This window comes from Algoriphagus sp. UBA3586 (assembly GCF_002376385.1).
Lineage (GTDB): Bacteria > Bacteroidota > Bacteroidia > Cytophagales > Cyclobacteriaceae > Algoriphagus > Algoriphagus ornithinivorans.
The window spans coordinates 38360-61823 of the sequence record NZ_DFMT01000019.1; the positions used below are offsets into that span (position 1 = coordinate 38360).

At 40.2% G+C, this 23464-nt stretch carries 14 protein-coding genes, 1 tRNA gene and 1 pseudogene; 10 read left to right on the forward strand and 6 right to left on the reverse strand.

Annotated features, from left to right (window positions below):
* Positions 1-260 precede the first annotated feature (260 nt).
* The 6 genes from lepA to B2906_RS07220 all read left to right on the forward strand — a co-directional run bounded on the left by lepA (position 261) and on the right by B2906_RS07220 (position 6855).
* Positions 261-2048, forward strand: a complete 1788-nt coding sequence (lepA, locus tag B2906_RS07195; RefSeq protein ID WP_286936546.1) for a translation elongation factor 4 — start codon at positions 261-263, stop codon at positions 2046-2048.
* Between the two features lie 141 nt (positions 2049-2189).
* Positions 2190-2552: a four helix bundle protein gene (locus B2906_RS07200; protein ID WP_144607210.1), complete on the forward strand. Its 363-nt coding sequence runs from the start codon at positions 2190-2192 to the stop codon at positions 2550-2552.
* 63 nt (positions 2553-2615) lie between these two features.
* Positions 2616-3500 (forward strand): bifunctional 5,10-methylenetetrahydrofolate dehydrogenase/5,10-methenyltetrahydrofolate cyclohydrolase, encoded by an 885-nt coding sequence (locus tag B2906_RS07205; RefSeq protein ID WP_219958219.1) that lies wholly within the window; start codon positions 2616-2618, stop codon positions 3498-3500.
* Between the two features lie 65 nt (positions 3501-3565).
* Positions 3566-3648: transfer RNA gene (locus B2906_RS07210), tRNA-Leu, on the forward strand.
* 89 nt (positions 3649-3737) lie between these two features.
* Positions 3738-4280, forward strand: a complete 543-nt coding sequence (locus B2906_RS07215) for a DsrE family protein (protein WP_219958220.1) — start codon at positions 3738-3740, stop codon at positions 4278-4280.
* 37 nt (positions 4281-4317) lie between these two features.
* Positions 4318-6855, forward strand: a complete 2538-nt coding sequence (locus B2906_RS07220) for a hybrid sensor histidine kinase/response regulator (protein ID WP_286936561.1) — start codon at positions 4318-4320, stop codon at positions 6853-6855.
* Here B2906_RS07220 and B2906_RS07225 read toward each other — a convergent pair.
* Together B2906_RS07225 and B2906_RS07230 are read right to left on the reverse strand one after the other, a co-directional pair.
* On the reverse strand, positions 6852-8264 hold the full coding sequence (locus tag B2906_RS07225) for a sigma-54-dependent transcriptional regulator (protein WP_286936564.1): 1413 nt from the start codon (positions 8262-8264) through the stop codon (positions 6852-6854). The genes B2906_RS07220 and B2906_RS07225 overlap by 4 nt on opposite strands.
* Positions 8265-8432: 168 nt before the next feature.
* The gene (locus B2906_RS07230; protein ID WP_219958223.1) at positions 8433-8747 is read right to left on the reverse strand and encodes a hypothetical protein; all 315 of its coding nucleotides are present in this window, start codon (positions 8745-8747) and stop codon (positions 8433-8435) included.
* Positions 8748-9156: 409 nt separating this feature from the next.
* Between B2906_RS07230 and B2906_RS07235 the strand changes: the two genes are divergently transcribed.
* From B2906_RS07235 to B2906_RS07250, 4 genes are all read left to right on the forward strand, one after another.
* Positions 9157-11040: an amidophosphoribosyltransferase gene (locus B2906_RS07235; RefSeq protein WP_219958224.1), complete on the forward strand. Its 1884-nt coding sequence runs from the start codon at positions 9157-9159 to the stop codon at positions 11038-11040.
* A gap of 93 nt (positions 11041-11133) precedes the next feature.
* Positions 11134-12186: a M42 family metallopeptidase gene (locus tag B2906_RS07240; protein WP_219958225.1), complete on the forward strand. Its 1053-nt coding sequence runs from the start codon at positions 11134-11136 to the stop codon at positions 12184-12186.
* Between the two features lie 61 nt (positions 12187-12247).
* Complete coding sequence (locus tag B2906_RS07245; RefSeq protein WP_219958226.1) at positions 12248-13219, forward strand: App1 family protein; 972 nt, start codon at positions 12248-12250, stop codon at positions 13217-13219.
* Between the two features lie 2 nt (positions 13220-13221).
* Entirely contained in the window at positions 13222-14091 is an 870-nt protein-coding gene (locus B2906_RS07250) for a diacylglycerol/lipid kinase family protein (protein ID WP_219958227.1), read from the forward strand.
* Between the two features lie 91 nt (positions 14092-14182).
* On the opposite strand, the gene B2906_RS07255 is transcribed toward B2906_RS07250, so the two are convergent.
* From B2906_RS07255 to B2906_RS07270, 4 genes and pseudogenes are all read right to left on the reverse strand, one after another.
* Positions 14183-16819 carry a valine--tRNA ligase gene (locus B2906_RS07255; protein ID WP_286936576.1) on the reverse strand — a complete coding sequence of 879 codons (2637 nt, stop codon included), beginning with the start codon at positions 16817-16819 and terminating at the stop codon, positions 14183-14185.
* A gap of 141 nt (positions 16820-16960) precedes the next feature.
* Complete coding sequence (locus B2906_RS07260; RefSeq protein ID WP_255590512.1) at positions 16961-18340, reverse strand: RagB/SusD family nutrient uptake outer membrane protein; 1380 nt, start codon at positions 18338-18340, stop codon at positions 16961-16963.
* A gap of 12 nt (positions 18341-18352) precedes the next feature.
* A pseudogene (locus B2906_RS07265) lies at positions 18353-21350 on the reverse strand (SusC/RagA family TonB-linked outer membrane protein).
* A gap of 194 nt (positions 21351-21544) precedes the next feature.
* A complete protein-coding gene (locus tag B2906_RS07270) occupies positions 21545-23428 on the reverse strand; it encodes a CocE/NonD family hydrolase (protein WP_219958230.1) in 1884 nt (627 codons plus the stop codon).
* Positions 23429-23464: the final 36 nt, after the last annotated feature.

Here is a 23464-nt window from a genome sequence, read left to right on the forward strand (position 1 = left end):
CGGGGTAAAGTTAAAAGCTAAATCTCAGAGGTCGAAATACAGTAGAAATACTATTGAAATATATTCACCTTCGGTGAATGAAATATTTATCTAATCAAGGAGTCCTGAACTGTTTGGGTTATTTCGTCGAAGGCATATTTCACTTGGTGTAGCGAAGTTTATTTCAACTATATTTCTTTTCTATTTCGACAAATCCGTATTTCAGGTATAATCCTCTAATTTTCTCCTTCTTTTTCCCTAATTTTGCGCGCAGAATGAACATGCAAAAAATAAGAAATTTCTGTATCATCGCCCATATTGACCATGGGAAGAGTACATTGGCGGATAGGTTGCTGCAAGAGACTCAGACAGTGTCTGATCGGGATATGCAGGACCAGTTGTTGGATAACATGGATCTGGAGAGAGAGCGGGGAATCACCATTAAGTCCCACGCCATCCAGATGAAATACACCCATGAAGGGGAGGAATATATACTCAACCTCATCGATACTCCGGGACACGTGGATTTTTCTTACGAAGTTTCCAGATCGATTGCAGCTTGTGAGGGTGCATTGCTAATTGTGGATGCTTCTCAGGGTATCGAAGCGCAGACCATTTCAAACTTGTATTTGGCATTGGGTCATGACCTGGAAATTATTCCTGTTTTAAATAAAATTGACCTTCCCGGAGCGGATCCTGAATCTGTGGCAGACGAGGTAATTGACCTGATTGGCTGTGATAGGGAGGATATTATTTTGGCCTCTGGAAAGACAGGAATAGGGATAGATGATATTTTGAAGGCTGTTGTCACTCGAATTCCAGCGCCTAAAGGAGACCCTGATGCACCGCTACAAGCGATGATTTTTGACTCCGTTTACAATCCTTTCAGAGGTGTGGAAGTGATCTTCCGGATTTTCAACGGAACCTTCAGCAAAGGCGATAAAATTAAGTTTGTCAATACCGGAAGGGAATATGAGGCAGATGAAATCGGTATTTTAGGGCTGAATCAGATTCCTCAGCAAACCATGAGTGCTGGAAATGTAGGTTACCTTATTTCTGGGGTAAAGGTGGCTAAAGAAATTAAAGTAGGGGATACCATCACCCATATCAAACGCCCTTGCGAGAAAGCCATTCAGGGTTTTGAGAATGTGAAGCCTATGGTTTTTGCCGGGATCTATCCTGTAGATACCACGGATTATGAGGAGTTGAGAGCATCCATGGAAAAGCTGCAACTCAACGATGCTTCCCTAGTTTGGGAACCGGAAACTTCCGCTGCTTTGGGATTTGGTTTCCGATGTGGATTCTTGGGAATGCTGCACATGGAAATCATTCAGGAGCGATTAGAGCGGGAATTTGATATGACCGTGATCACTACGGTTCCTTCGGTGCAGTTCAAGGCATTGATGACCAATGATACCTACAAGCTAATCAATGCTCCTTCAGATATGCCTGATCCTACCAAGATGAAGCATATTGAAGAGCCATTCGTTAAGGCTTCCATCATCACAGCTTCAGAATACGTTGGCGCTGTGATTACGCTTTGTATGGAGAAAAGAGGTCAAATCAAAAACCAGGTTTATTTGACTGCAGATCGGGTGGAATTGACCTTCGATATGCCTTTGGCCGAGATCGTATTTGATTTCTTCGACAAGTTAAAAACCATTTCCAGAGGATATGCATCCTTGGATTATGAATTGAAAGGATATCAGCCTTCTCACATGGTGCGTCTCGATGTGATGCTTAATGGAGAAGCAGTTGATGCGCTTTCTGCGATCGTGCACCGTGATAAAGCTTACGAATGGGGCAAAAGACTCTGCGAAAAATTGAAAGAATTGGTTCCTCGTCAGATGTTTGAAATCGCCATTCAGGCAGCCATCGGAACGAAAATCATTGCCCGAGAAACTGTAAAAGCCCTACGTAAAAACGTACTGGCGAAGTGTTATGGTGGTGATATTTCCCGAAAGCGTAAACTTCTGGAAAAGCAGAAAAAAGGAAAGAAACGCATGAGGCAAGTCGGTAATGTTGAGGTTCCTCAGGAGGCGTTTATGGCAGTGCTGAAGCTGGACTAGGGATTAACGATTTACGATTTAAGAATTACGATTTACGAGGCAATTCAAAACTTCGATATTCGACATTCGATGTTCATCATTCGATATTTAGAAATCTCAGTTAGACAATGAATTTTGAGCAATCAAAATGATGAATCGATCATGGAAAGAAAATATGATCTTGAGTCTCGCTTGATTGAATTTGCATCTGCTGTAATTTCATTTACAGATTCTATGATCAATTCGAAAGCTGGTAACCATATGGCAAATCAGCTTTTGAGAAGTGGAACATCACCCGCATTAAATTACGGCGAAGCTCAGTCCGGAGAATCAAGAAAGGACTTTATTCATAAGTTGAAAATTGTATTAAAGGAACTTCGAGAAAGCAGAGTTGCCCTAAAAATTATTGCAAAATCAAATCTGCATTCAGATTCAAAAAGAATTGAATCATTAATTAGCGAGAGTAATCAGCTGATTTCAATCTTCGTGAAAAGTATTGAAACTGCGGAAAGAAATAATATATAAAAATATCGAACATCGAATTTAGAATGATGAATTTCGAAGTTCTCGAACCTAATCAAAATCAAAATGGCTACAATCATCGACGGAAAAAAGACCTCCCAAGACATCAAAAATGAAATCGCAGCACGTGTGGCTGAGATCAAAACTGAAGGAGGGAAAATTCCTCACTTGGCAGCTATTCTGGTGGGAAGTGACGGAGCTAGCCAAACCTATGTGGGAGCCAAAGTAAAGGCTTGTCATGAAATCGGTTTTGAATCCACTTTGGTGCGATTGGATGACACTATTTCTGAAGAGGAACTTTTGGCCAAAGTAGAAGAGATCAATGCAAATCCCGACATTGATGGATTGATCGTACAGCTTCCTTTGCCTAAGCATATTTCTGTGGAAAAAGTCACCGATAAGATCAAGCCGGAGAAAGATGTGGATGGTTTTACTCCTTCCAATGTAGGAAGGATGGCCTTGAATTGGCCAGCTTATGTAGCGGCAACTCCCTATGGAATTGTGGAGCTTTTGAAAAGATATAATATAGAGACTTCTGGTAAGCATTGTGTGGTTATTGGCAGAAGCCATATTGTAGGAAGCCCGATGAGTATTTTGATGGCAAGAAATGGATATCCTGGAAATGCCACCGTCACCTTGACCCATAGCCGAACTCAGAATCTAAAAGAAATAGCTCAAACCGCTGATATTTTGATTGTTGCTCTAGGGAAGCCAGAATTTGTAACTGCTGATATGGTAAAGCCAGGCGCTGTGGTGATTGATGTGGGAATTCATCGAGTGGAGGATGCTAGCAAGAAGTCTGGATTCAGATTGATCGGTGATGTGAAGTTCGATGAAGTGGCTGAAAAAGCTTCCGCTATCACTCCTGTTCCTGGAGGAGTAGGGCCAATGACCATTGCTTCTTTGCTATATAATACCCTTTTGGCTGCAGAGAAAAAAGTTTACAGATAAAAGAAATTGGGTTAGAAAGCATTTGCTTTGAATAGGCTGGCTTTCTACTTTTGCAGACCCTAACCGCGCACGTGGTGAAATTGGTAGACACGCCATCTTGAGGGGGTGGTGCCCTACGGGTGTGGAAGTTCGAATCTTCTCGTGCGCACAAAGCCTTTCCAATTTTGGAGAGGCTTTTTTGATTAATGGCACTCAATCAGTTTTATTTTTGGTTAATTTCGACTCAATTGATTGATTATGAAAAAGCACCTTTTATCTACCGCATTCCTTTTCCTATTTTTAGGATTAAATACAATCTTGGCTCAAACTGCCCAGTTTCCAATTGTCAAAGGTTTTGGAGGAATCTATGAGATACCGGAGGCTACAGAAAGGCCGGATGGATCCATGGAATATAAGATCTTAGTCGATTTGACTTCAGGAGCTGATAATCCTGCAGAAATATCCAGATGGGTAGATAATATAGCCCGTATGATGAATTTGCATGGCTTGGCTGGAGTAACTAAGGATAGACTACATGTCAAGGTAGTGGTACACGGAGGAGCTATTTTCACCTTATTGAATGATGATAGGCATCAGACGAGATATGATTCCGCTAATCCGAATTTGGCGGTTTATGAAGCTTTGAAAGAAGCAGGAGCAGAGTTTTATGTTTGCGGACAATCTATGGTGGCTAGGAATATAAAGAAAGAAGATTTGTGGCAAGGAGTGCAGATTGCCCATTCTGCATTAACGACCATTACTACCTATGTGCCTCAGGGATATATTTTGCTGAAGTTTTAAACAGTCTGGAATAGTTCTTGGTCTTTAAGGGCGAGCTATGACTAAAAAAACGCCCAATGTTATAACAGCCGGGAAAGTGATTATCGGCTTCTTTTTAGCTGCTATTTTTCTGATAGGAGTAGCAGGGTTAACTTATTATACCCTGAATCGACTTTTGGCGACAATGGGGCAACTCTCCGAACCCAACCAAAAGCTCAATACACTCAATGAACTTCAGGCAGAAATTATCCAAATCACTCAAATAGAGCGATTAGGCCCTGAAGGAGATTTTAGAATCAAAGACTCCACCTTGAATTTTCTGGAGTCCAAACTGGACATTTTGGAATCATTGGCAGCTGATACCTCTGAACTAACAGAGGTTCGATTGATCCGGGCAAATTTAGTTTCTTTGATTCAGGGGTATGAAAACCTATACGAAGTAAAAAGTAATCTAGCTAATAGGAATTTTTCAAGAGAGGCACTCAAAAAAGTAGAGATCGGCATCAGAAGAAGAGCGGAGATTTTGGAAAATCAACCTCTCCAACAATTAAACCCTAGAGATGCCATTATCAATGAGTTGAGGCAGACCTCCTCAGTGGCGCCTATCAGTGCGGGAAAAAATAGTGTGGGTAAGATCAATCCTACCTCTCCACAGATCGCCAAATCGCCGGAAATTGATAAACTACTGGGGTTCATCAATCAGAATTCGAAGGGAAGTGCTGCTCCAGGATCCAGTACTTTGGATAGTATTTTATACAACATCCGAGCGGTTATCAATCAGATTTACCGGGAAGAAAGTAGGCAAAGACAGAACTTGGCACAGATGGAAACTGATCTTTCTATCAAGCAAAGTGAAGTGATTTCCACTATTCAGGGACTGTTGGGAGTTTTGCAAAAAAGAATTTTAGAAGAGTCTGAGGAAAAAAACAGTGAAGCCTACAGTTTAGCCTACGATGTGACATTTTTCTTAATTGTGATCGTGGTTCTGGCCGTAATTGGCAGTGGCTTTATGGTATACTCTATCTTGAAAGAGATAAAAATCAACCGTCAATATCAGGAAAATCTAGAAGCGTCCAGACAAAAATCAGAACAACTAGCTAGATCTAAACAGGAGTTTTTGGCCAATATGAGTCATGAAATCCGCAATCCGCTTCATGTAATCCAGGGGTATAGATCTGTTTTGGAGAAGAGTCAATTGGATGAGAGACAAAAATCACAATTGAAAATGATTGGCTTTGCTTCCGAGACCTTGATGGAAATTGTAGATGAGGTTCTGGATTTTTCTAAGCTGGAAGCAGGAAAGTTGAAATTGGAAAAAGAAGCTTTTGATCCTGAATCACTATTCTCTTCCCTTCAAGACTTTTTTGATCTTAAAGCCCAAGAGAAAAATCTGGATTTCAGATGGAGTATTCAATTGCCATCCAATCAATGGTTGCTGGGGGACCAATTAAGGTTGAAGCAGATTGCCAATAATTTATTGAGTAATGCATTTAAGTTTACTTCTAATGGCTGGATTGAGGTTCGGGTACAGTGGGGAGAGGATACCCTAACTGTGGAGGTCGAGGACAGCGGCATAGGAATGAGCGAAGAAGTACTTTCCAAGGTATTTAGAGAATTTGATCAGGCTGACACCTCCATTTCCAGAAAATATGGAGGAACGGGATTAGGATTGGCAATTGTACATAGATTGACCACTTTAATGGGGGGAAGTATAGAGGCTCAGAGCGAGGAGAATAAAGGAACCTGTATGAAGGTAATTCTTCCCATGGAAGCAGTGGAAGCTCCTCAGAATAAACCTATTTATGATCAGAAGTTTGGGCTGGATTTGACTGGCAAGAAAGTCTTGCTGGTGGACGATGATCCGGTGGGTATTCAATATTTATCACAGATTCTCAGCTATTTTGGAGCTACAACTGTCCTCTATGAAGGAGGAGCTTCATTCCGTGATAGTTTTGAAGGATTGGATTTCGATTTGGCTATTTTGGATATTCAGATGCCTGAATTTTCAGGATTTGATGTGATTGATATGCTTAAAAATCACGCTAGCTATAAGGGTCAGCCCGTACTGGCGATGACGGCCAATGTCTTTGTAGAAGAGAAAGAAAAGATGTTTAAGCGTGGGTTTAGTGATATTTTGTTCAAGCCATTTCAGGAAAAAGCTTTGGTTTTGGTTTTAGGAAGACTGTTTCCTGAAGCTGTCCACGAGATTAAAAATGAGGATCAACAAGAAAAGCCCGTCGAAACCTCCCTTTTTGATTTAAGGGACCTCAATAAATTTTGTATGGGGGATGATGCTTTGCTGAAAGATATTTTAAAAGACCTGATTCAGGAATCCAGGAAAAACATGGAACAGCTTCAGAAAGCTAGACTTAATGAGCGCTATGAGGTGATTTTGGAAATTTGCCATCAGCTGGGAAGCAGATTGGGCCAAATAAAATCCGAGTCAGGGGACTTGGCTAGAAAAATTGAAAATAAATTGAAGCTTGGAAATCAGCAGGGTATAAATAATCAGTTGGTTGAACTCGAAGAGAAAATTCGGGAGCTTTTAGAAGAACTTTCCAAAGTGATCGAATCCAAAGCCCCCGTTGCTTCTTAATTCAGCCCATATTTTTCCATTTTGCTATAAAGGGTTTTTCTATCCATTTTGAGAATTCGGGCAGTCTTTGATTTATTATACTTCGTGTCCTGAAGCACTTGCTGGATTAATTCTTTTTCCTGCTCAATCCACTGGCTTTTGTAATCTCTTGGAGAAGGTAAATCCTGAGCCTGATTCATGGTATTACTTGGTCTATTGGAACTGAAGGCAAATTCAGGATTATTCAAATCGGCAGGCAATGCTTCTTTTTCTACCAAAGGTCCTGTGGTTAATAAGACAGCCCTTTGGATAATATTTTTAAATTCTCTCAGGTTTCCAGGCCAGTCATAGCCCAAGAAGATTTCCCATACTTCAGAAGTAAATCCTTTGACAGATTTATTCATGCGCTGATTGCTTTCTTCCAGAAAATGCTCAGCAAAGATCTCCAAGTCTTCTTTTCTTCTTCTCAGAGGAATTGCATGAAGTGTAAACTCATTGAGTCTATGATATAAATCCTCCCGGAATTGACCTTCTCCGGCTTGTAATAATAAGTTCTCGTTAGTCGCTGCAATGATTCTGACATTGATATTAATTTCCTTATTGCCACCGATTTTTCGGATGGTTCTTTCTTGGATTGCTCTTAACAATTGAATCTGAACCTCATAGCTTAAATTACCCACTTCGTCCAGGAAAATGGTTCCTCCATGAGCAGCTTCGAAATGCCCAGTTTTATTATCTAATGCACCGGTAAATGCCCCCTTTACATGGCCGAATAGCTCGCTTCCTGCCAAATCTTTGGGAAGAGCACCACAATCAATTGCTATAAATGGTCCGTTTCTTCTTTCCGACTGCTCATGGATTCTTCGAGATATAAATTCCTTGCCGGTCCCTGTTTCCCCCAAAATCAATACGCTCAAATCTGTTGGGGCCACCAATTGGATATGCTTTTCCAGTTTTTCAGATTCTGGAGATGTCCCCGCGACATAAAAATTGGTAGAGGGTGAACTTCCAGATTTTTGATTTGGCTTGGAAGGGGAAGCTTCATCACTTATAGCTTCTGGTGCCTTGGATTTACTGGACAAGGACTCATTGACAGTAGCTAGAAGTTCATCTGGGTTAATTGGCTTGGTGATGTATTCGAATGCTCCCAGTTTCATAGCTTTGATCGCGATCCTGATGTCAGAATAATGTGTAATCAGAATTACTTGGGTTTGAGGAAATTCCTTTTTTGACCATTGGAGCAGTTCCATTCCGGTTCCATCAGGAAGCCTGAAATCTGCTATAATCAGATCAAATTTTCCTGAGTTTAGGATATTCTGAGCTTCCTTTACTTTGGTGGATGCTTCTACAGCAAATCCGTTTTTTTCCAAAAATGTCTTGACGATTCTGGAGTAGGTCAAATCGTCTTCTACCAATAGTATCTTCTTCATCTTTTGTATTACGTTTTCGATGATCAAATGGATTTTGCAAAAGAGGCAAGAATCCGAAAATAGTTTTATACAGAAAAGGTTTTTTGTAGTCCAACTAGTTGGCATAGCTAAAACAAAAAAAGCACCAGATAAGTATCTGATGCTTTTAAATTAATCGGGGAAAGCAACTTATCCTTTTATTTCATTCCCTTCTTGGTCATATTTCTTAGAAAGTTTGTCTTCAGTTCCATTATCGAAGACAACTTTGAATTGGTAAGTTCCTTCTGGAGTTGCCCATTGCCAAGCCTCGGAAATGGTCAGGCTGCTGACTGAAGCATCATTTGCTATTGCTGTTTTTACAGGCTCTGGCAGAGCATCTGGTTCGATTTTTACTTTAGCTTCCTGAATTTCGGTAGCTATTGGGCTGAAGTTAGTGTTTGCAACTGGTGCCGCCATTGCTACTCCAGACATTAAAACTGCGGCGATTAAAATTGACTTTTTCATAATTGTGATAGTTTAAGTGGTTATGGGATATCTCAATTGGAGAATAAAAATCCTGATCAGAGATGATTATTTCCTCGAGATAGATCTCATATGTTGGTTTGAATAATTATAAAATCGGTTTCCGGATCCGATGGCTGAATCTATATCAGCTTGATTGTGTTAGTGCGATTCCTATGCCATGTGCCAAAAAATAGTCTCAAGGCTGTTTTCGGTTTAGATTCCACAATATTTCCTGGGGAGTTCAAGGGCAAAATGACCTAAAAACCTCTTAAAAACACCTACGAAAAAGTAAGTATTTGTTACAAGTCAAAAAGAAAAACCTGTTTTATCAAAACCGAACTTTTTTAATCCAAATTATCTTCTAAAAACCTGTAACTTTGAATTGTCAAAATAAACTCAAGCCCAGGTAATGAGCGACGCTATCAAACACGAGTGCGGCATAGCAATGATCAGGCTCCGCAAGTCTCCCCAATATTACATCGATAAATATGGGACTGCAGCCTACGCATCCAACAGGATGTATGTGCTGATGCAAAAACAGATCAACAGAGGACAAGACGGTGCCGGAGTAGCCAATGTTAAAATTGACACGCAACCAGGTACTCGATACATTTCCAGATATAGGTCTGTAGAGCCCTCAGCTGTCAATTTTATTTTTGACAAAATCAACAAGAAGTATAAAAAGGCCAAAAAGATAGGAGGTCATGATGCACTTAGTGATGCAGAATGGCTGAAAGAAAATATTGCCTTTACCGGGGAAGTTTGGTTAGGCCATCTTCGATACGGAACACACGGCGAGAATTCAATTGAAACTTGCCACCCATTTTTGAAGCAAAATAACTGGAGAAGCCGAAACTTGGTAATGGCCGGTAACTTCAACATGACAAATGTGGAGGAGCTTTTCGGGAAATTGGTTCAGCTGGGACAGCATCCTAAAGAGAAGACTGATACCGTTACTGTTATGGAGAAAATCGGTCACTTTTTGGATGAGGAAAACCAGAGGATTTTCGACAAATACAAGCATCAATACTCCAATGAGCAAATCACACATGTGATTGAAAATGAATTGGATGTCGCGAGAATTCTTCGACGTTCCTGCAGGGATTTCGATGGAGGATACGCAATGGCTGGCTTAATTGGAAACGGTTCATCCTTTGTTGTACGTGATCCTTCGGGAATTCGACCTGCTTATTATTATGCAGATGATGAAGTGATCGTGGTAGCATCAGAAAAGCCTGCAATCAAATCGGCATTTGACATTGATTTCAAAGCGATCAAAGAAATTCAACCGGGTCATGCCTTGGTAATTAATAAAGACGGGTCTTACGCGGAATCAGAGGTAATGCCTGCCAGAGAGAAAAAATCCTGCTCCTTTGAGCGGATTTATTTTTCAAGAGGAACTGATCCGGATATCTATCAGGAAAGAAAGAGCTTAGGGAAAGCTTTGATTCCTCAGATTTTGAAGGCAATTGATTTTGACCTGAAAAACACCGTTTTCTCTTACATTCCCAATACCGCAGAAACTGCCTTCTTGGGTATGATTGAAGGTTTAGAGGATTATTTGGTTGCAAAAAGAAAAGAGGTCTTTTTGGAAGGGAAGCCTCATATGGGTGACCTGGAAGAATTATTGAACTTCCGTCCGAGGGTTGAGAAACTGGTTTCCAAAGATGTCAAGCTTAGAACCTTCATTACCAATGATGACGATAGGGACGTGATGGTCTCCTCAGTATATGATACTACTTATGAAGTGATCAAACCTGGAGTTGATACCTTGGTTGTGATTGATGATAGTATAGTAAGAGGTACTACTTTGGAAAAAAGTATTCTGACCACCCTTGATAAATTAAGTCCTAAGCGTATTATCATTGTTTCCTCCGCTCCTCAGATCAGATTCCCGGATTGTTATGGAATTGATATGTCAAGAATGAAGGAATTTATCGCCTTCAGAGCTGCCTTGGCATTGCTGAAAGAGAGAAAATTGGAGAATATCCTGGATGAGACATATGAGGCTTGCATCGCCAACCCTCTTGGGCCAGAGAATTTTGTGAAGCGCATCTATGAATCATTCGCAGATCAGGAAGTATCTGATAAAATCGCTGAGATCGTCACAACACCAGAAATCAAGGCGGAGGTTAAGGTGATTTACCAAACAGTAGAAAATCTACACAAGTGCACTCCAAATCATATAGGTGATTGGTACTTCACCGGAGATTATCCTACTACAGGAGGAACAAGAGTGGTGAACAGAGCTTTTGTTAATTTCATGGAAGGTAAGACAGTCAGAGCATATTAAAACAAAGAAATATTTACCTAGGCGCAGAGCTAACACTTTGCGCCTTTTGTGTTTTATATATTGAGTATTTGAAAGACTATTTAATAAAGAGAAATGGACGTAAACGTTAAACTTTTAAAACAAATCTGCGAAATCGCAGGTGCACCCGGGTTTGAAAAGCGTGTGAGGGATTTAGTGATTGAGTTGGTGACACCATTAGCTGATGAAGTCAAAGTCGATAATCTGGGCAATGTCATAGCAGTTAAAAAGGGTAAGAAAAATCCTGACGGCAAAAGAGTGATGGTGGCTGCGCACATGGATGAGATTGGTTTTATTGTTACGCATATTGATGATAATGGATTTTTGAGATTCCATACACTTGGCGGTTTTGATCCAAAAACCTTAACTGCTCAAAGGGTAATTGTACATGGAAAAAAAGACCTGATTGGTGTTATGGGAAGTAAGCCTATTCATGTGATGAGCCAGGAAGAACGAAATAAACTTCCTAAAACCACAGATTTTTTCATTGATTTGGGAATGCCAAAAGAGGAGGTGGAAAAATACATATCAGTAGGGGACCCAGTGACCAGAGACAGAGAACTCATTGAGATGGGGGACTGTGTCAATTGTAAGTCTATAGATAACCGGGTGGCTGTGTTTATCCTGATCGAAGCACTGAAAAAGTTGAAAAATCCCGCTTATGATGTGTATGCCACTTTTACAGTTCAAGAAGAGGTGGGTATCCGAGGTGCTAATGTTGCTGCTCATGGAATCAATCCTGATTTTGGAATAGCCTTAGATACTACCATTGCATTTGATGTGCCTGGAGCGCAGGCGCATGAAAAGGTTACCGAATTGGGAAAAGGAACTGCTATTAAAATTATGGATGCTATGACCATTTGTGATTATAGAATGGTTGAGTTTATGAAACAGACTGCTGATAAAGAGAAGATTACCTGGCAGCCAGAAATTTTAACAGCTGGGGGTACGGATACTGCCGGAGTACAAAGAATGGGTAAGCAAGGGGCAATTGCCGGAGCGATTTCCATTCCTACCAGACACTTGCATCAAGTGATAGAAATGGCACATAAAAAAGATATAGCCGATTCTATATCACTCTTGGTGGCCTGTTTGGAACAAATGGATAGCTACGATTGGAAACATTAAATTGAGGCCGGGAAATTTCTCCCGGCTTTTTCTTTTCCCCTCTTTCGATTATCTTATTGACATGGCTTTTTGGAATGTAATTACCCGGTGGATCGGGAAACTGGATAAAATTCAAGTTGAACCTTTTTTGGCAGTAAGTAATGGACAGGAACTTTTTGTAAAAGGAAGAGTCATCTCTGCGTATAAGCAAAGTAGGCCAAGAGCTAAAAACAATCCTCTCAAGAATATTTTAGCAACTATTAGAAGGTATTCTGTCAGCAGTATTCCCGGAGTTTGGGTTGAAGTGAAGGTAGGAGAGAAAATTGAAAGGGTCCGTACCGATGATGAGGGTGTTTTTGAATGCTTCTTACCTTTTCATGAAGAGAGAACAGTCATGATGTCTGTACAACCAGAGGACCCAGATTGGAATTGTGATGATTCAGAAATGGAGATTCAAAAAATTGAGAAAAAGCTGGGACTGATTTCAGATATTGATGATACAATCTTGATATCTCATGCTACTGCAATTGGTAAGAAGTTTTGGTTATCTGTTTCCAAAAATGCCTATACTCGAAGACCTTTTCCAGGGGTCTCTGAATTTTATCAAAAAATGGTCAGGGAAAAGGGGTATGAAATGTTTTATGTATCCAGTAGTGACTGGTCCTTATTTGATTTGATACGGGATTTTCTTCAATTTAGGAATATTCCATTAGGTCCGATTTTACTGAAAGACAAGCATATCAATTTGAAAAACATCTGGAAATCCGGTGGTGGAAGTCATCAGCATAAGTTGGAGAAAATTCATTTTCTTTTAAGATTTTTTCCTGAGATGAAATTCATTTTGATAGGAGATTCGGGACAGCATGATCCGGAAATTTATGCAGAAATTTGTCATGAATATCCTCAAAGAGTCATGGCGGTTTTTATTCGTGAAATTCACCCTAAACATTCTGAGTCTCCAGAAAGAAGGGAGATGGAAGAGGAGCTTGACTTTCATTTTATACAATCTACACAAGAGGCGATTTCATTGGCTGAGAAGCTTCAAATTATTTAAAAATGGACCAAAAGGCATTATTAATTTTTAATCCAAAATCCGGAAGTGATCCTATCAGTTTGGAAGAATTGACAGAAAGGATAGCAATGCATTTGAATCAAGCTGAATTATCAGTTTTTCAGACAACAGGTGAAAATGATGCCGACAAAATCCGGCAAGAGATCAATAAGCATAATCCAAGTTTATTGTTAGTTGCAGGAGGTGATGGAACAGTCAAGTTGGTAGCAGAATCTCTTCAAACTCAATTGCCTATCGCAATTTTACCATTAGGCTCAGCGAATGGCTTGGCCAAATGCTTGGGAATCGATTTATTGGAAGATGGCTTGGAGGCTCTACGCCAATTAAAGGTGAAAAATGTGGATGGCATTGATATCAATGGAGAGCTTTGCTTGCATTTGGCAGATTTTGGATTCAATGCCAATTTGATTGAAAAATTTGAAGAGCAGGGGACAAGGGGGATGATGGGATATATTAAAAGCTCTTTTTCCCAAATTTTTGAAACAGAGCCTTACCGCTATCTGATCAAAACCAAAGATGAAAATTGGGAGGTTTCTACGAGGATGCTTCTGATAGCCAATGGAGATAGATTTGGAACGGGCGCGATTGTCAATCCTGGAGGAAGTTTGGATGATGGAAAGTTTGAATTGATTACGCTGGATGTGGAGCGTTTAGAGCATCTTTTTGAAGTTGGTAAAAGCTTGGTATCAGGCGAAACACCAATCGGGGAATCCATGAAAATATGGAAGTTGGACTCCTGTAAAATCGAAAATTTGGACCAAGTTAATTTTCAAATTGATGGAGAGTTAAAAGGTCAGCCAGAAGAGATAACGGTGCATATTCAAGCAGCTCGATTTCAATTTGTAGTGAAATAAACTTACTGTTCGGTTTTTGGAATAATAAAAAAATGCTCCCGGAATTTAATGTTTCCGGGAGCATTTACATTTACTATCTGATCAGAATCAATCAGCCTAATTTTTCTAGACTTTCTTCCAAAGCTTTGATTTTTGCCTCAGCATCAGCCTGTTTTTTCTTTTCATTTTCCACGACTTGGGCAGGTGCGCCGGCTACAAAACGCTCATTGCTCAGCTTCTTCATCACCGAATTCAAAAATCCTTTGGTGTATTCCAATTCTTTTTGGATAGCGGCTTTTTCCTCTTCCACATCAATGCTGTCACCCATAGGAACAAAGCACTCATCTGCCTTCACCACAAAACTCATGGCATTTTCCACTTTGGATGCGAAGTTAAGCGAAGATAGATTGGCTAACTTTTCTAATACAGCCTGAAATCTGGTATAAAGTTCTGGTCTTTGAGTATTAATACTCAGGTCCAAAGCTTCTTTTGGAGACATGCCTTTGGAGGCCCTTAAATTTCTGATTTGGGAGACTACCTCAAAAATCTGTGCTGCTTCTTCTGTAATCTTGGTATTGAAGGATTTTACCTCTGGCCATTCTGCAAGTATCAAAGAATCTTCTACACTTCTTTCTTTAATTTGATGCCATATTTCTTCGGATATAAATGGCATGAAAGGATGAAGTATTTTTAAGATATCTTCAAATAATTCTATGGTCTTATTGTAGGTAGCCTGATCGATTGGTTTTTGATATTCCGGTTTGATCATCTCCAGATACCAAGAGCAGAAGTCTCCCCAAACCAATTTGTAGGTAGTCATCAAGGCATCTGAAATTCTGAATTTCTCGAAATGGTCATTGATTTCGGCCAAGGCCTGATTGAATCGGTTCTCAAACCATTCAATGGAGGATGAATTCACTGAACCATCCAATTTGGGATCGATTTCCCATCCTTTAACCAACCTAAAGGCATTCCAGATTTTGTTGGCAAAGTTTCTTCCCTGCTCTACCAACTTATCATCGTAAGGTAAATCATTTCCTGCTGGAGAAGAAAACAACATTCCGGTTCGAACTCCATCTGCACCATACTGAGCAATGAGTTCCAGAGGATCAGGAGAATTGCCCAATGATTTGGACATTTTTCTACCCAATTTATCTCTAACGATCCCTGTTAGGTATACATTTTTAAATGGTTTTTCACCCAAATACTCATATCCTGCTATGATCATTCTAGCAACCCAGAAGAACAAGATTTCAGGAGCAGTGACCAAATCGTTGGTTGGATAATAATATTTCAGTTCTTCATTTGGTTTGCCGGTAGTAAAGACATCTGTATCAAATACAGAAATAGGCCATAGCCATGAACTGAACCAGGTATCCAATACATCTTCATCTTGCTTTAAATCAGCCAAAGTGTACTTGGAGTCATATTCTTTCTGAGCAATTTCCAGTGCCTCCTCTTTGGTTTTAGCCACTACAAATTCCCCATTTGGAAGGTAAAAGGCTGGAATCTGATGTCCCCACCAAAGTTGGCGAGAAATACACCAATCCCTTACATTCTCCATCCAAACACGATACATGTTTTTGAATTTGGGAGGATGAAGCTGGATCACGTCATCCATTACTGATTTCAATGCAGGCTGAGTTATTTCCTCCATTTTCAAAAACCACTGCAAAGAAAGCTTCGGCTCAATGACCGCATCTGTTCTTTCGGAATGACCAACGTTGGATTTGTAATCCTCAACTTTTTCCAGTTGGTTGATTTCCTCCAGCATCTTCCCGATTTTCTTTCTGGCAATAAATCGATCTTCTCCTACAAGAATTTGGGCTTTTTCGTTGAGCGTGCCGTCGTCATTGAGGATGTCGATTACTTCCAGTTTATGTTTGATTCCCAATTCATAATCATTGATATCGTGAGCTGGGGTTACTTTCAGGCAGCCTGTACCAAATTCCATATCCACATATTCATCTTCGATGATAGGAATAGCTCTATTGATTAGAGGGATGATGGCTTTTTTTCCTTTGAGATGGGTGAATCTCGGATCGTTAGGGTTGATGCAAATAGCCACATCAGCCATGATGGTTTCAGGCCGGGTAGTCGCTATAGTCAAAAATTCATTCGCACTCCCTTCAATTTGGTATTTGATATAGTAAAGTTTGGAAGCAATCTCTTTGGTAATTACCTCATCATCCGAAAGCGCAGTCTTTCCCTTGGGGTCCCAATTAACCATTCGGACTCCTCTATATATTTTGCCTTTTCTATACAGGTCTACAAAAACAGAGATAACTGCGTCACTTAAACCTGGGTCCATGGTGAAGGCAGTTCTGTCCCAATCACAGGAAGCCCCTAGTTTTTTGAGTTGTTCTAGGATGATGCCTCCATATTTTTCTTTCCATTCCCAAGCGTACTTCAAAAACTCTTCTCTTGTTAAAGACTTTTTGTCAATACCTTTTTCTTTGAGCATGTTGACCACTTTTGCTTCTGTTGCGATGGAAGCATGGTCAGTTCCAGGAACCCAGCAGGCATTTTTTCCCTGCATACGAGCACGTCTAATCAAGACATCCTGAATGGTATTATTCAACATATGGCCCATGTGTAGCACCCCCGTCACATTGGGTGGAGGGATCACAATCGTGTAAGGCTCTTTGTTGGGATCTATTTGGGAGGAGAAAAGTTTGTGCTCCATCCAGTAGGAATACCATTTGGATTCAGCTGATGCAGGATCGTATTTGCTGGCAATCGTAGACATGAACTCTGGTGATTTTTATGAAAGGGCAAAAATAGGGGATTTTGGGGATATGGTCAGGTAAAAGCTAAGCAAATCAAACCTTGGAAATTAAAAAAAAGACCGGAGTTCAAACTCCGGTCTATTAGTGGTGTTTAATTTTTTTTAGTTTCCGCTATATTGATCCCAACTTAACTCTGCTTGAGGATGAGGAAATTGTGTAAAGATTGTGCCACCATCATATCTGGTCGGGATTTGATTCAATCTATCATATCTTCTAGCATCTATCCATCTATGACCCCATGGTTCTGCCCAAAGAGAGTATCTTCTTTGATAAAGAATTTCATCAATTAAGGCGGCTTGAGTTGTAGCGCCTGAGTAGTTTCCAATACCAGCAGCATTTCTAATGATATTAATAGCCTCAACAGCTTGATTAGTTTGGTTCAAGTTAGCATGTGCTTCAGCTTTTAACAGTATAAGCTCCTCATTTTTTATAAATGGAATAGAGGTTACATTCGATGCCCATCTGGCATCCTGGTGAGTTCCTACCAAAGCACCTGCATCCGTAGTTACCGTTACAGGGTTTGTTCTTTGGAAGAACTTATTTCTAACTCTCAGGTCACCGGGAGTGGCATCATCTAGAACCGAAGGATGCACTGCAATGATAGTATTCACTGCAGCATTTGGAACATAAAATAATGGATTGAAAATGTCTGGAGAGGCCCCATAAGGATGGGATGGTCCTGCATTTAAATCTCCAGTCAAATTCATAAATGATCCTTCTAAAGCAGTTAAAACACCTTGCCAATCTTTCCTATATGCATTTAATCTTGCTGTGATAGCTCTATTAACTTGTCTCAACCCGGAGATTGTATTATAACCATTAAAGCCTCTTGTTAGAGTATATGGGAAATTTCCTGAACCTGCAGCTGCTAAATCTTGATCTCCTTGGTCTAGAATGCCTTTGATGGCATCTAGAGCTTCGGTATAGGAAACAAAAGGTCCCGGATTAAGTGGGTCAGAAACATCAATTCTAATCCCATTTTGATAAACAAAATTTGCAGGAATCATGAATTGATATCCCTGAATAGTTTTTGCAAATCCTTTAACTGCATTTTTTGCATTTTCAGGAATTGCATTTGTATTGTTTGCGGCTGTAATCAGGACATCAGCCTGCTTGATAGCCTGGTATGGCACTGCCCAAGAACCACCCCCTGTTGTCCCAAATCCAAAATAGGACCTGTCGGGAGTTCTTCCGTTTTGGCCAAGCCAATCTGTTTGAAAGCGAGGATCTGAAGCATTGAGGTACCATATTTCCCTACCAAAGCAATTCCAGGCTTGTGAAATATTGGTTACATAGCCTCTGTGTCGTGACTCCAATCCCGTTACAAGAAATTGAATTTGCTCTCTTGAGGCATTATTTGATATAGATCCAATAGAAGGATTATTTGGGTCTTGTATATCATCTAATTGCAGTGGATTACAAGCAGTAATTAAACCTGCGACTGCAATCATTTTTGCTATATTTTTTATGTTATTCTTCATGATGGTAATAGATTAAAAATCAATCGTTAAATGAAAGAAAACTCTCCTAGGGGTAGGGTAGGGAGCGATATCCACATTGTTGGCTACAGCCTGAGCTCCAAAGGTTGAAGTTTCTGGGTCATATCCTTCGTACTTGGTAAATAGGAAAGCATTATTTACCGATCCACCTACCCTGATGTTTTGGACACTGTTGCCAAACCATTGGCTGATAGTAGAGCGAGGGATTACATAGTATAGGCCGATTTCCCTGATTTTAACAAAGCTTGCATCTTGCACCCATCTTCCAGCGTTATTGTGAGGTTCTGGTCCCCTTTGTCTTCCATTAGGAATGCCGTCATTATTGTCATCATTAAACCAACCATTTGTAGTGCCACCGCTATCGGTCAAGAATGATGTTAGGTTAATGTTATCCCCACCTTGTCTCCAATCCACTAAAAATGAGAATTCAAGACCTCGATAAATAGTCAAAGTATTGAAGAATGACATATTGAAATCCGGTTGTGAATTACCCCATATAGTAAAGCCACCTGGAACATTAGGGTCCGCTGGAGTACCTACAATTGTGGTAGGGGAGTACCCCTCTGCATATAGGAATGTTCCCAAAGCAGATCCAAATGCGCCTGCTAGATAAGTAGGGATGCCCAGACGTGTCATTTCAATTCTGTTTCTCCAGTAAAGTACCCTTGAGAACCACTTGAAATTGGCTTTTTCAATGATATTTCCAGAAAGCCCTAATTCAATTCCTTTATTTTGAAGTTCTGCCTCGTTGCTAGGGGTGGTCACTACTCCTGTGGAAGGCGAAAGATTCAAGTTTTGAATATTGTTTTGAGTGTTTTTAATATAATATGTAGCCTCTAGGCTTACTCTATTATTAAACATTCCCATATCTATTAAACATTCCCATATCGACACCGAATTCAAGTTCAGTTGCAGTTTCAGGAAGTATTTGGGTGTTGCCTATTTGAGTTGATACAACAGATCCTAGAAGTCCCCCAATATTAGTTCCGTTCAATGGAGTGAAAGTGGCACCAAAGGCAACAGGTCCGGCTGTTTCACCATAAGCAATTCTTGGCTTCAACAAATTGATTTTGGAGATATTCCAGAAATCAAAATTGGCCACATTGATTGCTAAGGAAGCCTTCGGGAAAGCATATACTTGGTTAGGATTCCCATTTAGTGTGGATTTATCCCATCTTACTCCGACGGTGCCAATGATTTTGTCCTCAAAATTGGCTTCTTGTTGAAGGAAAACTCCCGCTTCCTGTACCCTTTGATCAAATTCTTGATTGATTTCCTGGATTGCTGCTTGTCTCAAATTTGTTTGTCCAGGAACTAATCCTCTTCCTCTATTGAATAGTGAGTTTTCCTGAAAATCTAATCTCACTAATCCTGTTTGAGAGTTCATATTGACTCTGCCCAAGTTCCAATTATATACCAATGCAGCCTGGAAGTTTGTATTAAAGCTTTCTTGCTTACCCTTCAATATATCACCTGGGTTTGCCTGAGCCCTCTGGAACTGCAAAAATTCTGGTAAATAAATGAAAGTTGAATTTTGCAAGTAATCCAAACCACCTGCGACTTGTGCCTTTAAAAAGCTATTATCAGTTTTTAACAGATCAATATCTAAAGTAAAGGCTTGAATAAATCGGTTAACCATAGAGTTGTTGACCCCATGATCAGTCACAGCTACAGGGTTGTCAGAGAAGTAAGGATTGACAGGATAAGTGCCATCATCATTTCTTCTTAAATCAAAATAATTTGGAACATAAGCAATGCTATAGCCTATACTTGCTCCGGTATTATTTTGGTTTCCTGTAAAGCCTCTATCTGTATTAGATCGGATATAATTTGAAGAAACTCCCAGTTTTATTTTATTGGAGATTTTATGATCAATATTGGCTCTTATAGAGTACCTCTGAAAACCGGTGTTTCTTACAGTACCTTCTTCATCCACAATATTTCCAGACACAAAAAACTTGGTCTTTTCACTGCCTCCAGAAATATTGATTCTCGTATTTAATAAAGTTGCTTGATTATTATAAAAGAAGTCTTCATAATCTACAAAATTACCGGATGCTTGAGCATCTCGGAATCTTTGTAGCTCTAGTGGTCTTCGTGATTCGGGGAAAAAGAAATTGATTTTTTCTTCGCTCCAATCATCCACTCCCAATAGTCTCAACGGCTCAGCAAATCCCACATCCTGAGAAAGTGAAACAGTGGTTCTTCCTTCAGCACCTCTTTTGGTGGTGATGATTATTACCCCTGCATTTGCGCGAGTTCCGTAGATAGCAGCAGCTGATGGCCCCTTTAGCACTTCAATTGTTTCAATGTCTGCTGGATTCAAATCCGCTAACCTGTTCGAGCCATCATCTTGATTGCTTGCACCAGCTCCAGACACAGTTGCTCTCCCTGTTCTTTGACTCGCGTTGTTGATATAAACTCCATCTACAATGATTAAAGGTTGGGACGCCCCAGAAAGACTTGATATACCTCTAAGCTGAATTGATAAACCACCCCCTGGCGCACCGCCATTCGATCTGATAGTTGCGCCGGCTACCTTACCGTACAATGCACCATCAGTTGTTTGAATGGTCGTAGTCCCTGTCAAGTCTCGGGATGAAACCGTCGAAACTGCATTCGCCAGATTACTCCTTTTAACAGAAGATGCAAGTCCAGTAACGACTACTTCTTCCAAGTTGGTAGCATCTTGTTTCAATCTGATGGTAAGACTTGCCATGTTAGGGTTAACACTGATTTCTTGACTTAAGTAGCCAATCGAGGAGACTACCAACCTGGCATCCTGACTTGTCGGCACATTGAGAGAAAAATTCCCGTCCAAATCAGTAATTGCACCGCTTGTTGTTCCCTTGATTAGCACATTTGCTCCAATTAAGGGTTCTTCCGTCCTGTCATCAATGACAGTCCCTGAAATCGTATACTGAGCATTTGCCCATCCCACTGGCCCCCATAGGAAAAGTAGGATCATTAAAAGTTTGTAAGATTTAAACATATGGTTGATTTTTAATTAATGAAATATCATTAATTTTTAAGTTAAATCAATCCCTGTATTCGTAAAAGTTTAAAAATTATTACAGAAGGATATAATCATATATAAATTGTAAATATTTTATTTATTACTTGAATAATTCTAATAAAATAAGGAACCGATTAAGGTTCCTTTAGTTTTTTCTTGAAAAGTTGGGTTTATCTTATCATCGGCAATACTATTCTGCTTGGATAAACTCCGCCGTGATGGATTGAGTTAGTGGCAACGAGTCCTTCACTTTCATCATAATTATTACCTCCTGTATTTAGGTTTCTGTCGAATCTAGGGAAGTTGGAGCTACTCACTTCAATTCTGATTCTATGGCCTTTTTCAAAATAATTGGAGGTGCTCATTGGAGTCATTTTGATTTCGTAAACCTTTCCTTTTTCCATCATGACTTCCTTGTCATAGCCTTCTCTATATCTTACCCGCTGAATTGTTTCATCCAGATTATAAGCTTTTCCGTCCGGATACACATCGATTAATTTGATGGTAACATCTGTATCTTTTACATCAGAAGATAAGTAAAGGAAGCTCTCGATAAAGCCGGAGATTTCTACACCCTCTGCCAATGGTTCTGAGGTATATACCAAAATATCATCTCTCAATTCCATTTCGGATTGATCGAAGGAACCACCTTGAACAGCATTTCCGGTGCAGCAAACATTTCCCCCGTAGGAATTCACTGGGTTCATAGGGTCATATTGAAAGGTGTCTTTATTTTCGGTTTTGGGAAGCTTTGCTAACAATAAACCGTCTCCATTTCTAGTATTGGCACTCCCTTTAGAGTCTAAATAATAGGTGGTCATTTTTGCATTTGCAGGAGGCCACACCTCCGAAGTCTGCCACTTGTTTGAACCCATGGTGTAATAAGTCACTTTTGGCATGGAATCAATCTTGCCTTTGTCTTCATTTTTCAGCCATAGATCAAACCAGGCTGTGATTATTTCATCATAATTCAATCGAGCATCACCCACACTTCTTTCACCAACTACCGTGTTTTCTGTAGCTCTTGTATAGGCGCAATGCAGTACCGGAGCAATGATTAAGTATTGGTTATCTCTGGCTTTTTGGGAAACAGCATTTTTTCTAACATGATTGTATAATGCCAAGTTGGGGCTGGTAGAGACATCATACCAGGATACAAACCAGAAACTCGGTTTGTCAAACGGCATATCGTCATGATATAACCCGCCTTGATACCACCTAGCATCATTGGGCTTTCGGGTGATCATTTCTTCATAAATCCCATTTGGACCATTAACATTATTAATAATGTCTTGAATCGGAAGATGGGAAAGGGCTTCTTTCCAATTGACTCTTGGGTACTCAGGGGCCATATCATAAAAGCGCTGCAAGCGTAATAAATCTTCCTGAGCAATACCTTTTTGAAGCCTCGGAGCCAAAGGATCATGCTGGGTTCCATAAAGCCAAGCAGTGAAAAGCATTTGACCGGCGCCACCTCTGTACCAATTTCCCTGCTCAAAATATTCTCCTATTCTTCCAACGCCAGCCCCAAATCCTTGAGGAACCAATGCTGCATGTGCAGGGTGATTCAAGGATGCTGCTGCCATCTGCCATTCGGCGGTGGAGGAGCAGCCTAAGGTTCCGATTTTCCCATTACTCCATCCCTGCTTTGCCATCCAATCAAAAGCATCATAACTATCTGTCAAGGGTGTACCGAGTATATCCCATTCACCTTCAGAGAAAAATCTTCCTCGTTCATTCTGAACCACGTAAGCGTAGCCTTTTTTTACCCACTCCAAAGCAGACTGCATAGTTCTTTCTCTCAATTCACCATCCCCATAAGTATTGAAATTGTAGGGTGTTCTTGAAAAAATGATGGGTACCTTGTAATCTACCTTTGGACGATAAATATCCGTCGCTAATCGATTTCCATCCCGCATGGGCATCATTACCTTTTGATCCACTATTGCAATTTCTTCAAGCTGATCAAGGATGGATTTCTCCTGAGCAGCCAGCCTTAGAGACAGCAGGAGTAAAAGGGAAACAAAAAGAGTTTTTGTGAGGTTTTTTATCATGATAAAAGCATTTTATGCGGAATTTAAGGATAGGCT

Bases quoted from the DNA above. Each gene is read 5' to 3' on its own strand.
- B2906_RS07255 (WP_286936576.1), bottom strand. From the start codon at position 16,819: ATGTCTACGATTGCCAGCAAATACGATCCTGCATCAGCTGAATCCAAA.
- B2906_RS07270 (WP_219958230.1), bottom strand. From the start codon at position 23,428: ATGATAAAAAACCTCACAAAAACTCTTTTTGTTTCCCTTTTACTCCTG.
- B2906_RS07230 (WP_219958223.1), bottom strand. From the start codon at position 8,747: ATGAAAAAGTCAATTTTAATCGCCGCAGTTTTAATGTCTGGAGTAGCA.
- B2906_RS07240 (WP_219958225.1), top strand. From the start codon at position 11,134: ATGGACGTAAACGTTAAACTTTTAAAACAAATCTGCGAAATCGCAGGT.
- B2906_RS07200 (WP_144607210.1), top strand. From the start codon at position 2,190: ATGGAAAGAAAATATGATCTTGAGTCTCGCTTGATTGAATTTGCATCT.
- B2906_RS07215 (WP_219958220.1), top strand. From the start codon at position 3,738: ATGAAAAAGCACCTTTTATCTACCGCATTCCTTTTCCTATTTTTAGGA.
- B2906_RS07235 (WP_219958224.1), top strand. From the start codon at position 9,157: ATGAGCGACGCTATCAAACACGAGTGCGGCATAGCAATGATCAGGCTC.
- B2906_RS07250 (WP_219958227.1), top strand. From the start codon at position 13,222: ATGGACCAAAAGGCATTATTAATTTTTAATCCAAAATCCGGAAGTGAT.
- B2906_RS07225 (WP_286936564.1), bottom strand. From the start codon at position 8,264: ATGAAGAAGATACTATTGGTAGAAGACGATTTGACCTACTCCAGAATC.
- B2906_RS07220 (WP_286936561.1), top strand. From the start codon at position 4,318: ATGACTAAAAAAACGCCCAATGTTATAACAGCCGGGAAAGTGATTATC.
- B2906_RS07260 (WP_255590512.1), bottom strand. From the start codon at position 18,340: ATGAAGAATAACATAAAAAATATAGCAAAAATGATTGCAGTCGCAGGT.
- lepA (WP_286936546.1), top strand. From the start codon at position 261: ATGCAAAAAATAAGAAATTTCTGTATCATCGCCCATATTGACCATGGG.
- B2906_RS07205 (WP_219958219.1), top strand. From the start codon at position 2,616: ATGGCTACAATCATCGACGGAAAAAAGACCTCCCAAGACATCAAAAAT.
- B2906_RS07245 (WP_219958226.1), top strand. From the start codon at position 12,248: ATGGCTTTTTGGAATGTAATTACCCGGTGGATCGGGAAACTGGATAAA.